Genomic DNA, 13,306 nt, shown 5'->3' on the forward strand with positions numbered 1-13,306 from the left:
AGGCGGTGCATTGCACCTGATCTCGGCGCGTGATGGCCAGCTGGAAACCGTCACATATACTGGCCGGCATCCGTCTGTTTCAAACAGCTTGCCAGCATGCTTACCGCAATTCGGCGCCGGCCAGACCGTGCCCGCCTGAGGGCCTCTCAGTGATCGATGCCATAGGGGAATCGGACGAATGACTGCCGAGTTTGAGAAGGCAGTGCTCTCCGTCAATGACGATGCGCCTGCCGATGGCACGCTGCAGACGGCGCTTTTCGATGCGATTTGCGAGGGGCTGCAGTCCGCATTCTTCGTCTACGATAAAAACGATACGCTGCTCTTTGCCAGCCGCCAGGTTCTGAATTTCTACCCGATTTCCGAGCACTTGTTGCGGCCGCAAACCCGACTGCGCGATTTCCTCGGTGCCGTCTTCGACACCGGTATCCGCCAGCGCGACATTGCCGGCAAGCGACCCGTTCCGAGCAGCCGCGAGGACTGGCTGTCTCAGACGATCGCCACCCACTGGCGCGAACGGTACGAATTCACCGAGCGCCATGGCGCCGATCGCTGGGTACGCTTTACCAAGCGCCGGCTCTCCAGCGGCTACGGTGTCTGCATCATCACCGATATTTCCGAGACCCGTAAACGCGAGGAGCAGTGGCGGGCGGACCTCGAGCGCGTTCAGCTCACCGAGGATATCCTCGACAACCTGCCCTTTCCGCTGTTCGTCAAGGACAGGGACCTGACCTACGTCGCCGTCAACAAGGCGCTCTGCGACAAATATCAGAAGTCCGCCGACGAGATCCTCGGGCGCAAGAGCAGCGACCTGTTTTCCACCGATGTCGCCCAGCGGTTTGGTGAAAGCGACCAGCACGTGATCGACACCGGTGACCTGTCGATTTCACGCCAGCGGCAGATCGACCGCAGCGGCATGGAGCGGGACATCGTCACGCGCAAGCTGAGGATCGGCAAGCCCGGCCGCTATTTTCTCGTCGCCACGATGCAGGATTTGCCGACCGACGGCGCCGATTTCGACGAGTTCGGCCTTGCGTCCGCCATCACCGAATCCGGTGACCGCAGCTATCGGCGGGCCTATGTCCCGGTCGAGACCTTGCAGGCAGCCCTGCACAGACTGCCCGCCATGGAAACGTTCACCCCTGAAACGTTCAACGGTCAGAAGATACTCCTCGTTACCAACGATCTTGCGGCTGAATCGACAGCCCTGAAGATGCTTGCTAAATACGGGTTTGAGGCCTGCGTGGTGCGCAGTGAGGGCGAGGAGGCGGCGTTTCTCGATTTTGCAAGCTCGCTCGGTGTTCGCATCGATCTGGTCGTCATCGACAACCAGATCGGCGTGCGCGGCATGGAGCTGGCCGAACGCCAGAATATCCCGGCCCTCTGCCTCGACGGCGCGCAACTCGCCAATGAATTGACCTTCCGGATTGCCCGGTATTTCAACCGCAACATGCGCGGCAAGAGGCTCGCGCCGAAACATCCCGATGAAAAAATCTGGCCAATCTCGATCAGCACGGAAGACAACAGCTGCGAGATCCTGGTCGCTGAAGACAATGCCATCAACAAGATCGTCTTTTCGCAGATCCTCGAAGGCCTCGGCTATAGCTACAAGATCGCTTCCACCGGCGATGAGGCGGTGCGGATGTGGACCGAATACCGTCCCCAGCTGATGCTCATGGACATCACGCTACCCGGCCTCAACGGGTTCGAGGCAACCAGGCTGATCCGGCAGGTCGAAGCAGGTTCGGCCAGTCGAACGCCGATCGTCGGCGTCCTGACCCAGGCGCTCGACCAGGATCGCGATGCGTGCTTTGCATCCGGCATGGACGACGTGATCCTGAAACCCGTGAGCACCGACATGCTGCAACTGGTGTTCCTCAAGCATCTCGGCAACGCACAGGCCCGCGAAACTGCTTAGCGACAAGCGCGCGCAGCCTCTCCCGCCCGGTCTCGCCAGGGCGTCGCTATCCATTTTTTAAGACTTAGCCGGCATTCTGCCCCATGGGTGGGAGACGTGTCGGAATTGCAGATGAAATCACCGGATTTGCCGCCCTTGCCCGTTAGCCAGACTGAGCTGCAGGCCATGGCATATACCGATCCGTTGACCGGGTTGGGCAATCGGTATCGCATGCGCGACCGCGTACGGCTGCTCGCGGAAGAGCGTGCCAGCGATCCTGCGCCCTTTACAATCGCCATTGCCAACCTGGACGCCTTCAAGCCGATCAACGACTTGTTCGGCGCAGAAGCCGGCGACGAAATCCTCTGCCAGGTCGCCCACCGTCTCAAGGCATGCATTCCTGATGGCGCAACCGTGACCCGTCACGATGGCGACGAATTTGCCTTCGTCCTGCCGCTGGTGTTCGAGCGTGTCGGCGGCGAGAAATTCGGCCAGATGATCCGCGAGGTGCTTTCCGCGCCCTACGACCTCGGCGACCGCAACGTCCGACTCTCGGCGTCCTTCGGTCTTGCCATACACCCCTTTGCCGGCGACAACTTCGATGCCCTGCTGAAAAGTGCAGAGACCGCCCTTTACCGGTCGAAGCGTCGTGGTCGCGGCCAGATCACGGTCTATTCCAATGAAATCGCCGAGGAGATGAAGCGGGCGACGCAGCTGGAGCAGGCCCTGCGAAACGCCATAATCTCCGACGCGATCGACGTTCACTTCCAGCCCATCGTTTCGCTCGCCAACGACACCGTGGTCGGCTTCGAGGCGCTCGCCCGCTGGAGCGATCCGGATCTCGGCTTCGTCTCGCCGGCCGTCTTCGTGCCGCTTGCCGAGGAGCGAGGCTTTATCGATGCCCTTTCCGAGACCTTGCTGCGCAAGGCTGCGGAGGCAGCACTCGCCTGGCCGCGCGAATTGTTCCTGTCGTTCAACCTTTCGTCGGCGCAGCTGATGGATCCGGGCACCAGCAGCAGCGTGCTGGCAATTCTTGCGCGCGTCGGCTTCGATCCACGACGGCTCGAGCTGGAAATCACCGAGACCGCAGTCATGACATCTGCCGAGACCGCCCACCAGATCATCACTGACCTGCGCGCCGCCGGCGTCCGCATCTCGCTCGACGATTTCGGCACGGGTCAATCCAGCCTTGGCCGGCTGCGCGAGTTCATTTTCGACAAGGTCAAGATCGATCGCGCCTTCGTCTCGCGCATCAACAGCGACCGCGCATCCGAACATATCATCAAGGCCATTCTCGCCATGTGCGAAGGGCTGGACCTCGAGGTGGTGGCCGAAGGCATCGAGGACAGCGACGAGGCCGAAAAGCTGCGTTCCCTCGGCTGCGGCATGGGGCAGGGCTATTTCTACGGCAGGCCCGTCGATGGCGCCTCCACGCTACGTTATCTGCACGAACGCTATTACGCGCTGAGCGATCACGCCAACGCCTGACACTCCAGGGTGTCTGTTTCGATCGCGCCGCTGCGCGACCACCGCGCGCCGCCGATAGGCCTCGCATTCTGCATCCAGCTCGGCAATGATGTCTGTCATGACGAACCCTTGGCATGCAGAGAACACATATCATGGCCGAACCGACTGACCCCCTGCTGCAACCCTATCAGCTAAAGCATCTGACGCTCAAAAACCGCATCATGTCGACGGCCCATGAGCCGGCCTATTCCGAAGGTGGAATGCCCACCGATCGCTATCGCCTGTACCACCGCGAAAAAGCCAAGGGCGGTATCGCGCTGACGATGACCGCGGGCTCTGCCGTGGTCTCGCCCGACTCGCCGCCGGCATTCGGCAACCTGCACGCCTACAAGGACGAAATCGTTCCGTGGCTGAAGGCGCTCACCGACGACTGTCATGAGTTCGGGGCAGCTGTTATGATCCAGCTGACCCATCTCGGCCGGCGCACCGGCTGGAACAAGGGCGCCTGGCTGCCTGTGCTGGCGCCTTCGGCGATCCGCGAGCCCGCCCATCGCGCCTTCCCTAAGGAAGCCGAAATCTGGGATATCGAGCGCATCGTCGCCGATTATGCGGCTGCGGCGGTGCGGATGCAGGCCTCCGGTCTCGATGGTATTGAGCTCGAGGCCTATGGCCATCTCATGGACGGCTTCTGGTCACCGGCCACCAACCACCGCGACGACGCGTTCGGCGGATCTCTCGAAAACCGCATGCGTTTTTCGACTATGGTCACGGAAGCGGTCCGCAAGGCCGTCGGGCCTGACTTCATCGTCGGCATCCGCCTGGTGGCCGACGAAGACTGGGAGAAGGGACTGTCCCGCGAGGAAGGCGTGGCCATCGCCAAGATGCTTGCCAGCGGCGGCCAGATCGATTTCCTGAACATCATCCGCGGCCATATAGACAGCGATGCTGCGTTGAACGAAGTCATCCCGATCCAGGGCATGCGCGCTTCGCCGCATCTCGATTTTGCCGGTGATATCAGGGCGGCTACCAAGTTCCCGGTGTTCCACGCTGCCCGCATCGCCGATGTCGCCACGGCCCGCCATGCGATCGCCGAGGGTAAGCTCGATATGGTCGGAATGACGCGGGCCCACATCGCCGATCCGCATATCGTCAACAGGATCATGGCCGGCGAGGAAGCCCGCATCCGCCCCTGCGTCGGCGCCACCTACTGTCTCGACCGCATCTACGAAGGGGGCGAGGCGCTGTGCATCCACAACGCTGCCACCAGCCGCGAGGCAGAGATCGGCCATGACATTGCGAAAGCCGAAATTGCCCGCAAGGCCGTCGTCATCGGCGCCGGACCGGCCGGCCTCGAGGCGGCGCGCGTTCTGGCCGAACGCGGGCATCATGTCGACGTCCTCGAGGCAAGCGGGCAGGCGGGTGGGCAGATCAATCTCCTTGTCCGCAATTCCAGACGCAAGGAAATGATCGGCATCGTTGACTGGAGGCTGCAGGAGCTGGAGCGTCTCGGCGTCATGATCCACTACGACACCTATGCCTCGGCAGACGAGGTGCTGCCGTTTGCTCCGGACCTTGTGGTTGTCGCCACCGGTGGCATCGCCCAGTCGCCGGAGCTGGAGGCCGGTGACGAGCTGGTGACCTCGAGCTGGGATATTCTCGCCGGTGCCGTCAAGCCGGAGGGCAGCGTGCTGTTGTTCGACGACAATGGCGGCCATCCCGGCATGTCGGCTGCAGAAGTTATTGCCACCGCCGGCGCAGACCTCGAGCTGGTCTCGCCGGAGCGGTTCTTTGCGCCGGAGATGGGCGGCATGAACCACGTTCCCTACGCCAGGGTCTTCGCCGAGAAGAACGTCCGAGTGACGATCAACACGCGCCTCAAATCGGTGCGGCGTGAGGGCAACGGCCTTGTGGCCGTGCTGGGGTCGGATTACTCGGAAAAGAGCCGGATGGAGCGCCGCGTGTCGCAGGTGGTGGTCGAACACGGGACCATGGCCAATGCCGAGCTTTACGAAGAACTCAAGCCCTTGTCGCGAAACCTCGGAGCAGTGGATTACGGTTCGCTGATCGCACGCTCGCAGCCCTTGCGGACGAGCAATCCCGAGGGCAGCTTCGACCTGATCCGCATTGGCGACGCAGTCTCCAGCCGCAACGTCCACGCCGCAATCTATGACGCTCTGCGATACTGTTCGCTGCTATGACGTCGCATAGCAAAACGGCGACGTTTTCACGCCGCCGCCGATAATCTACGTCTGTTATAACCCGCCGTCAGGTTACTTGGTGGTCGTGGAACCGTCAGCCGGAGCAGTCGTCCCGCCGGCCGGAGCCGTTGTCGCCGGTGTCGAAGACGACGATTCGGAGGACTGCATTGCAAGTGTCTTGAATTCCGGAGCCGACTTCAGCGTGTCGGCCGACTCGGATGTCGTCAGCTTGACGGTACCGTCGGTGTTCTGGGCGATGGAAATGTTGCTGATCGGAACTGCAACGTTCTTGGCGCCGATACCCAGGAACCCGCCGACGCCGACCACGGCCGCAACGATGCCGCCGTTCTTTTGCATGATGAGGTCGCTCACCTTGCCGATGCTTTCATTGGCACCATTGTAGACTGACTGACCGATATAGGTGTTGGCGCTGACCTGATCTGGCGACTGCTGGGTGATATAGGAACCCGTGGAAGTTGCAGCCGGCGCGTCTGTCGACGGTGCCGTTGCCATCGGTGTCGTGGTTGTCGAAGGTGTCGTTGAAGTCTGCGCGAAGGCGACTGGAGCAAAGACGGAGGCAGCTGCAAAGATAGCGCCGGTAGCGACAGTGGTCATAAACTTGGTATTCATCGTCAATCTTCCTTTCGAGTGGATCGGTTGACCCCCGACATGGGCGGCGCCTGTCTCAGGCTCACCATCATCATGCCGGTTCGTATAGGAAATGGACGAATCTACGCTTTGTTCCTCGAAAAAACGGATGAAATTGGTCTTTTGCGATGATCCTCAAGAAAGGCCGGAATGGCGCTAACTGACGCAAAACGTATGGCTGCGGGGCTTTCTCACCACGTGCAAAAGGCGCCGGACAGTCGCCGACGCCTTTCGAATTCCCGCAAATTAGTCGCGATATATTAGAGAATGTAAGCCGGGTCGAAGACGCCCTTGACCGTGATCCCGAGCTCCATGAGGGCACCAGCCTGCGGTTGTGTCGCCCGCGCCTCGTCATCGAGCCCTTCCCAGGCGGTCGTCACCACGAGGCGGTCCGCATTGGGGCCGACGAAGGCCGGGCAGGAGGGCTGCATGGCAGGTACGCGGTGGCGCTCGATGCGCAGGCCATCCGGGCTGTAGCGATCGACGAAGCCCGATCCCCAGCGAGAGTTCCAGATGTAGCCGTCGGCATCGCAGACCGAACCGTCGATGCCGCCGATATCCGCCGAGCTGTCGACCAGCACCGTCGGCTCGCCGATGGGCAGGCCGGTCGCGGGGTCGACGAGGACACGCATCAGCCGGCTGATCCTCGTGTCGGTGTAATAGCCGAACGATCCATCCGGCGAGAAGCAGATGGAATTCGGGATGCTGATGCCGTCGAAGATCTTCGTCACCTTGCCGGCGGCGACGTGATAGATGGCGCCGGCCTGCATTTCCGCCCGCTTGCCCATGGTACCGATCCACAGCGCCCCCGAGATATGCGTCCGGCCGTCGTTGGAGCGGTTTTCCGGCTTGTCCGCTTCGAGCGGCAGGTAGAAGGTGAGGGCGCCGGTGGCGATGTCGCGGATGAACAGACCCTGTTCCGTCGCCAGCAGTTGCCTGTCCGCGTCGATACGCGCCAGCACGCTTGCCATCATCGGCAACTCGTGGACTTTCTTCCGGCCGCTTCCGAGCTGCAACTCATGCAGTTCCTTGCCGAGAATGTTGAACCACCAGACAGTATCGGTCGCCGGATCGTAAGTCGGGCCTTCCCCGAGCACCGATGCGGTGTCGCAGAGGATGTTGCCCTGGAATTCGTGAATGTCCGTCATGCCGTCACGCTCCTATTGCTGCATCATAGGCAGAGATGGTGACGCGCGCGCGCTCTGCAACATCGGCGGCGGTCATTCCGGGCTTGTAGAGGCTGGTGCCGAGACCGAAGGCGAGGATACCAACCTTGGTATAATCGGCGAAATTCTGGTCGGAAACGCCGCCGACGGCAGCGATCGTCAGTTCCGGTGGCAGGATGGCGCGGATACCGGTGATACCGGAAGCGCCGAGCACGCCGGCCGGGAAGAACTTGAGGCCGGTAGCGCCGGCGCGGGCGGCCGAAAGGGCCTCCGTTGCGGTGAAGCAGCCGGGCATGGTCACCATGCCGAGGTCGCGACCACGGCTGATGACTGCAGGCTCGACATTCGGCGTTACCAGCAGCTTGCCGCCGACAGCATCGAGCCTGTCGACGTTCTCGACATCCAGCACGGTGCCGGCGCCGATGAGGCAATCGGCCGGTGCCATCTTGGCGGCCATTTCGATGGAGCGAAATGCATCCGGCGAATTCAGCGGAATTTCGATGGCCGTCATGCCGGCTTCGATCAGCGCGCCGACGATGGCTTGCGTTTCCTCAGGCTTGATGCCGCGCAGAATGGCGATCAGCGGACGTTTCATCGGCGGGAAAGGGATACGGGTCATACGGCTGTTCTCTCATCGTTTGGCCAGATTGCCTTGGCGGCAGCGGAAAGCCCGCGGCGGACGGCGGCATCGGCGTCGATTGTCTGGTAGGATATAGATAAGGATTTGAAGGCGGTTTCATAGAGCGATTGCAGGCCGCCCGAGGCGACCAGCGTGATTGTCGCACCGTCGCCGGCAGAGGACAGGGCGCCGGCGATCTCGGCGCCGATCAGTGTTCCGGAAATCCAGGCCTTGGCGCCGGCCGGCGAAAGCCCGTGCAACAGCTGCCCGGAGCGGGCACCGAACAGAAGGCTGGTCGCCATTGTCGGCTGCCTGAAAATCGCGCCCACCGCAGCCTCGAACGCTGCGGTATCGGGTTCGCCGGCACCGGCGATAGCCTGCGCCAGAATGCTGTGCTTGCTGATGACGTCGAACAGTTCGCCGGTCATGAATGTCGAGAAGCCGGAAACCGTGCCATCGACGACGCGGACCCATTTCGAATGGGTGCCGGGCATGCAGACAATCTGCTCGCCGCGGCTCTCACCGGAAAGCGCTCCCAGCAATTGCGTCTCTTCGCCACGAATAACGTCGGGCGCCTCCTGCAAGCGTTGGGCGAGGCCCGGAAGAATGCGGATGTCGCGTTCCTGCCCGGGCACGGACACTGCTCCGGTGAGGATCGCCGAGAGCGAGGTCGGCGTGTCGATATAGCCGGCCTCGACCCAGCCCTGCCGGGCACCGGCCATGCCGCAGATAATCACGGGCACGTCGGCCGGAACCGAGAGGCTGTCGAGATGCGCCTGCAGGACGCCGGCAAAGCCGAGGCTGGCTGCGGTCGTCATGCCTTCGCCGCTCCGACGCTCACCGAGAATGTTGCCATCCGTCCCGATCAGCCACAGTCGAAAGCTGCTGGTGCCCCAATCGACAGCCACATAGGCTGGTCTTTCCATCAGAAAACGCCTCCGTCAACGATAATGGACTGCGCCGTGATGCCGGCTGCGAGGTCCGATGCAAGGAAAAGGCAGGGACCGACGAGGTCCTCTGCCGTGAGAACATGTTTAAGGCACTGGCGGTCGACCATCCTGGCGATGCTTTCGTCGGTCAGCCACAATTCCTTCTGGCGCTCGGTGACGATCATGCCGGGCAGGATCGCGTTGACCCGGATGTCCTCCGGCCCCAGTCGGCCAGCCATGCTTTTGGTCAGGCCGATGATGCCGGCTTTGGCAGTCGCGTAGATCGGCACGTCGGGCATGTTGAGCATGAAGGCGATCGACGAGAAATTAATAATCGCGCCACCGCCACCAGCCCGCATAAGCGGCGCGACGGCCTGTGACACGAAGAACATCTGCTTCAGGTTGATGGCCTGGCTATCGTCCCAATCCGCCTCCGATACCGTATCGAACTGATGCCGACCGTCCCATCCGGCATTGTTGACCAGCACCCGGATCGCATCGAAGTCGGATTCAATGGCGGCAACGGTGCTCCTGATGGACGATACGTCGCGCAGGTCTGCATGGTAGTAGGAGACAGGATGCGCCGAGCTGTTCGAGATCCGCGCGGCCAGCGCCCGGCTCGCGGTTTCGGCAATGTCGATAAAGGCAACCCGTGCGCCCTGCATCGCGAAACCTTCAACCAGTGCTGCCCCGATGCCGGAGCCTCCGCCGGTAATGAGGACGGCCTTGTCTTTGAGATCGGCAATTTGCGCAGACGGTGTCTTCAAAATATCCTCCTGTCGCATCGAATTCCATTATTCGGAACTCAATTTGACTATTTGGAATTATCCGACTAGCGTCCAGCTGTGTCAACCGGCGATGCATCCATTTCGTCGCCCTTCGTAAAGGCAAGAGCATGGCGGGGAGCGAGCGCGCGACGACAGCAGACACCGGCACGCTGGGCAAGGTCATGGCGTTGCTGGACATCATTGCCCTGTCGGACACGCCGATGCGCTTCACCGATATCCTGGAGATTTCCGGACAGCCGAGGGGCACGCTGCACCGGCAACTCGGCCATATGGTGCGCGAAGGCCTGCTGGAGATGGACAGGGATGGGCGATATCGCCCGGGACTGCGCCTTCTCACCTTCGCAGCCCGCAGCTGGGCCGGAAACGATATCAGGCGCATCGCCGAGCCGCATCTTGCTTTGCTCCACGACCAGACAGGCGAGACCGTCCACTTCGGAATTCTGCAGGATCTGCAGGTCATCTACCTCGACAAAGTCGAAGGCCGCCAGTCCGTGCGCATGTATTCGCATATAGGCAATGCCGCTCCGGCCTACTGCACCGGCGTCGGCAAGGCAGCGCTTTCGACGCTGGACGATGCCGAGCTCCATGCCCGGGCCGCGCGGATGGAATTCGTGGCTTTCACGCCGCGTACGCACCTGACGGAGGCGACGCTGCTCGGAGAGATCAGCGATATTCGGCTGCGGGGCTACGCTCTGGATAGGGAAGAACATGAAGCCGGCATATGCTGCGTTGCCGCCGCTATCCCGCCGGTTAGCGCGCGTCCGCCGTCAGGTATCTCGGTTACAGGGCCGGCCTATCGTGTCACCGAGGATAGGTTGCGCCAATGGGCGCCGCTGGTGCAGGCGGCAGCGATGTCGATCTCTGCCGATATCGAAATTCGCCTCGGTCCGCGCGCGAAGTTCTAGGCGATAGCATCAGATGGTCCCGGCAACCGGTAATAGAACCGCGACTGGGGACAAAGATATGGTGCTACTCTTTTACTTGGATTTTGTAGTTGAGTAATTGCCTCATCTTGGCCATGTTGACGCGCCGCTTGCTGGCGCATGTTTTCGAACGCGCCGGCTTGGGAAATCGTGATTTCGTTTCGATTTTGCGTGTAGAAGATAGTATCATGGGGCTCATGGATCAGGCGGTACTCAGCTCGCACGATTTCGTTTCTGAAATTGCGGGCCTGAAAACACAGTTCGACGTCTTCAGATTCTTGAAGCGTGTCGCCGACGCCTATCGTTGCCGGACATTCTTGGTCCTGAACCTGCCGCCGACCACCTCTTTCGCATTGCAGAGCAACACGGTCGTTACCAACTGGCCGCCGGAACTCCTCACGCTCTACGACCAAGAGCGTCTCCTGGTGAACAGCACGGTGATGCGTCACCTGCGCAATTCCACCCTGCCGTTTTGTTTCGACTCGTCGAGCCCCGATATGGAGCGCGACGATGGAAAGACGAAAACGATTGTCGGGCTGCTGGAGCGGTTTCGCATTCCGCGCGGTGCGTATTTTCCGACGCACGATGCGTCCGGTCTTCGTGGCGCAGTTTCCTTTTCAGGCGAGCGTGAAGCCTTTACGCCCCACGAGATGCGCGATCTCAGCTATATTGCCATTCATATCTTCGAGCAGCTCGGCACGATCCGCAACATTGATACGCGCCTGACGGACCCGCTGACCGACCGCGAGATCGACTGCCTGACCTGGACGGCAGCCGGCAAGACCAGTGCCGAGATCGCCGAAATTCTCGGGCTGTCCGAGCACACGGTCAATCACTATCTCAACCGCACGACCAAAAAGCTCGACACTGTCAACCGCACCCAGGCTGTGGCGAAGGCGTTGCGCATCGGCATCATCAAGTGAAAGTATCTGCGTAATATTTATGCAGTGATTTACTGGTCGCCTAAGAAAATGGCTCTGCTCCGGCTGAATTTCTTCTTGCGCCGTTCCGGGCTTCGCCCTGCGCCCCTTGAAATCAATGCATTTTTTGTTTCATCCCAAACTGGCACGCTTTCTGCATCATCACTTTCAGGTCCAGAGGGGACTTTCATAACAGCGCCGGTCAACGGGCGCGGATGATACAGGCCGCTGTCGACAACGTGATGCTCCTCCCAGCACCGTTCGAGACAGCGGCCTTCATATTTTGGGATCTTGAAACTCTTGTAAAATCAGCACTGCCTCTTGGCAGATGCGCATGAAGGTCTATGACTGGATTGACAAAAGCAGGGAGTTTTGCCGCATGGCCGACGTCACGAAGGAACAGGTTCTCGAAACGCTGAAGACCGTTCACGGGCCAGACACCGAAAAGAACATCGTCGAACTCGGCATGGTCTCGGACATCTTCATTTCCGATGCAAAGGTCTATTTCTCCATCACCGTTCCGGCTGACCAGGCGACCGAGTTGGAGTCGCTGCGCCTGGCAGCAGAGCGTGCCGTCAAGGAAATCCCTGGCGCCAAGGGCGCTCTGGTGACTCTGACCGCCGACAAGAAGGCTGGATCCGCACCCCCGAGGCCGACACCCCCAAAGCCGGGCCCGGCCCCAGCTCCCCATAGCCACGGCCATTCCCACGCGCAGCCGGCAAAGGCTGCATCGCCTCCGTCGCGCGGCGCAAAGATCGGCGTACCCGGCATCGGAGCCATAATCGCTGTCGCATCAGGCAAAGGCGGCGTCGGCAAGTCGACGACGGCGGTCAACCTTGCTCTGGCGCTGCTTGCCAACGGTTTGCGCGTCGGCGTGCTCGATGCCGATATCTACGGTCCGTCCATGCCACGGCTGCTGAAACTCTCCGGTCGCCCCCAGCAGATCGAAAACCGCATTATCGTGCCTATGGAGAATTACGGCCTGAAGGTCATGTCGATGGGATTCCTGGTGGAAGAGGAAACCGCGATGATCTGGCGCGGGCCGATGGTGCAATCGGCCCTGATGCAGATGCTGCGCGAGGTCGCCTGGGGCGAGCTTGACGTGCTCGTCGTCGACATGCCGCCCGGCACTGGCGATGCTCAGCTGACGATGGCCCAGCAGGTGCCGCTCGCCGGCGCCGTCATCGTCTCGACGCCGCAGGACCTGGCGCTGATCGATGCCCGCAAGGGCCTCAACATGTTCCGCAAGGTCGAGGTGCCGGTGCTCGGCATCGTCGAGAACATGAGCTATTTCATCGCCCCCGACACAGGCGCACGCTACGATATCTTCGGTCACGGCGGCGCCCGGCTGGAGGCGGAGCGCATCGGCGTGCCGTTCCTCGGCGAGGTGCCGCTGACGATCAACATCCGCGAGACATCCGATGCCGGCACGCCGCTTGTGGTCTCCGAACCGGACGGGGTGATTGCCGGCGTCTATCGCGACATCGCCACCAAGGTGTGGGCGCAGGTGACCGGCCAGCCTCTGCGCGCCGCGCCGGCAATCGTCTTCGAATAGCATGCACGTGCCCCATAGTGCCGCCGCATTGCCTTGTCGGCACAATGTGCTACCCATGCCGTCGCGCCGTTTCTGCGGTCAAAGCGCACGGGAAAAGGGGTTGGACTTGATTCTTTGTCCGCTATGCTGCATATGCGCCGCCGATGCGATGGTCGCCGGATATGCCCTGGGGCAGCGGGCGGCTTGTTGGAAACTTCGG

At 61.4% G+C, this 13,306-nt stretch carries 11 protein-coding genes; 6 read left to right on the forward strand and 5 right to left on the reverse strand.

The annotated features are described in order from the left end of the window. The first annotated feature begins 178 nt into the window (after positions 1-178). The 3 genes from EQW76_RS09455 (at position 179) to EQW76_RS09465 (ending at position 5,559) form a co-directional block, all read left to right on the forward strand. Positions 179-1,915 carry a response regulator gene (locus EQW76_RS09455; RefSeq protein WP_142824121.1) on the forward strand — a complete coding sequence of 579 codons (1,737 nt, stop codon included), beginning with the start codon at positions 179-181 and terminating at the stop codon, positions 1,913-1,915. A gap of 111 nt (positions 1,916-2,026) precedes the next feature. Beyond that, complete coding sequence (locus tag EQW76_RS09460; protein WP_142824122.1) at positions 2,027-3,382, forward strand: EAL domain-containing protein; 1,356 nt, start codon at positions 2,027-2,029, stop codon at positions 3,380-3,382. Positions 3,383-3,513: 131 nt separating this feature from the next. Further along, on the forward strand, positions 3,514-5,559 hold the full coding sequence (locus EQW76_RS09465; RefSeq protein ID WP_142824123.1) for an NADH:flavin oxidoreductase: 2,046 nt from the start codon (positions 3,514-3,516) through the stop codon (positions 5,557-5,559). 72 nt (positions 5,560-5,631) lie between these two features. Here the strand turns inward: EQW76_RS09465 and EQW76_RS09470 are convergent, their stop codons facing one another. The 5 genes from EQW76_RS09470 to EQW76_RS09490 form a co-directional block, all read right to left on the reverse strand. After that, positions 5,632-6,189, reverse strand: coding sequence for a PRC-barrel domain-containing protein (locus EQW76_RS09470; RefSeq protein WP_142824124.1), 558 nt, complete (start codon positions 6,187-6,189; stop codon positions 5,632-5,634). A 278-nt stretch (positions 6,190-6,467) separates the two neighbouring features. Further along, positions 6,468-7,355 (reverse strand): SMP-30/gluconolactonase/LRE family protein, encoded by an 888-nt coding sequence (locus EQW76_RS09475; protein ID WP_142824125.1) that lies wholly within the window; start codon positions 7,353-7,355, stop codon positions 6,468-6,470. Positions 7,356-7,359: 4 nt separating this feature from the next. Beyond that, on the reverse strand, positions 7,360-7,992 hold the full coding sequence (locus EQW76_RS09480) for a 2-dehydro-3-deoxy-6-phosphogalactonate aldolase (protein ID WP_142824126.1): 633 nt from the start codon (positions 7,990-7,992) through the stop codon (positions 7,360-7,362). Next, the gene (locus tag EQW76_RS09485; protein ID WP_142824127.1) at positions 7,989-8,918 is read right to left on the reverse strand and encodes a 2-dehydro-3-deoxygalactonokinase; all 930 of its coding nucleotides are present in this window, start codon (positions 8,916-8,918) and stop codon (positions 7,989-7,991) included. The genes EQW76_RS09480 and EQW76_RS09485 overlap by 4 nt, the downstream gene beginning before the upstream one ends. After that, on the reverse strand, positions 8,918-9,706 hold the full coding sequence (locus EQW76_RS09490; protein ID WP_142824128.1) for an SDR family oxidoreductase: 789 nt from the start codon (positions 9,704-9,706) through the stop codon (positions 8,918-8,920). Before EQW76_RS09490 ends, EQW76_RS09485 begins: the two co-directional genes overlap by 1 nt. A gap of 110 nt (positions 9,707-9,816) precedes the next feature. Here EQW76_RS09490 and EQW76_RS09495 point away from each other — a divergent pair, with 110 nt between their 5' ends. From EQW76_RS09495 to EQW76_RS09505, 3 genes are all read left to right on the forward strand, one after another. Then, positions 9,817-10,614 carry an IclR family transcriptional regulator gene (locus EQW76_RS09495; protein WP_202617131.1) on the forward strand — a complete coding sequence of 266 codons (798 nt, stop codon included), beginning with the start codon at positions 9,817-9,819 and terminating at the stop codon, positions 10,612-10,614. Between the two features lie 206 nt (positions 10,615-10,820). Next, positions 10,821-11,555, forward strand: a complete 735-nt coding sequence (locus EQW76_RS09500) for a LuxR family transcriptional regulator (protein WP_142824129.1) — start codon at positions 10,821-10,823, stop codon at positions 11,553-11,555. 376 nt (positions 11,556-11,931) lie between these two features. Continuing rightward, on the forward strand, positions 11,932-13,107 hold the full coding sequence (locus EQW76_RS09505; protein WP_142824130.1) for an Mrp/NBP35 family ATP-binding protein: 1,176 nt from the start codon (positions 11,932-11,934) through the stop codon (positions 13,105-13,107). Positions 13,108-13,306 lie beyond the last annotated feature (199 nt).

It is taken from the genome of Rhizobium sp. rho-13.1 (assembly GCF_007000305.1).
In the GTDB taxonomy this organism is placed as follows: Bacteria; Pseudomonadota; Alphaproteobacteria; order Rhizobiales; family Rhizobiaceae; genus Rhizobium; species Rhizobium rhododendri.

What these genes read in the sequence shown, in the direction of transcription:
- EQW76_RS09455 (WP_142824121.1), top strand. Translation starts at nt 179, where the DNA reads ATGACTGCCGAGTTTGAGAAGGCAGTGCTCTCCGTCAATGACGATGCG.
- EQW76_RS09460 (WP_142824122.1), top strand. Translation starts at nt 2,027, where the DNA reads ATGAAATCACCGGATTTGCCGCCCTTGCCCGTTAGCCAGACTGAGCTG.
- EQW76_RS09465 (WP_142824123.1), top strand. Translation starts at nt 3,514, where the DNA reads ATGGCCGAACCGACTGACCCCCTGCTGCAACCCTATCAGCTAAAGCAT.
- EQW76_RS09470 (WP_142824124.1), bottom strand. Translation starts at nt 6,189, where the DNA reads ATGAATACCAAGTTTATGACCACTGTCGCTACCGGCGCTATCTTTGCA.
- EQW76_RS09475 (WP_142824125.1), bottom strand. Translation starts at nt 7,355, where the DNA reads ATGACGGACATTCACGAATTCCAGGGCAACATCCTCTGCGACACCGCA.
- EQW76_RS09480 (WP_142824126.1), bottom strand. Translation starts at nt 7,992, where the DNA reads ATGACCCGTATCCCTTTCCCGCCGATGAAACGTCCGCTGATCGCCATT.
- EQW76_RS09485 (WP_142824127.1), bottom strand. Translation starts at nt 8,918, where the DNA reads ATGGAAAGACCAGCCTATGTGGCTGTCGATTGGGGCACCAGCAGCTTT.
- EQW76_RS09490 (WP_142824128.1), bottom strand. Translation starts at nt 9,706, where the DNA reads ATGCGACAGGAGGATATTTTGAAGACACCGTCTGCGCAAATTGCCGAT.
- EQW76_RS09495 (WP_202617131.1), top strand. Translation starts at nt 9,817, where the DNA reads ATGGCGGGGAGCGAGCGCGCGACGACAGCAGACACCGGCACGCTGGGC.
- EQW76_RS09500 (WP_142824129.1), top strand. Translation starts at nt 10,821, where the DNA reads ATGGGGCTCATGGATCAGGCGGTACTCAGCTCGCACGATTTCGTTTCT.
- EQW76_RS09505 (WP_142824130.1), top strand. Translation starts at nt 11,932, where the DNA reads ATGGCCGACGTCACGAAGGAACAGGTTCTCGAAACGCTGAAGACCGTT.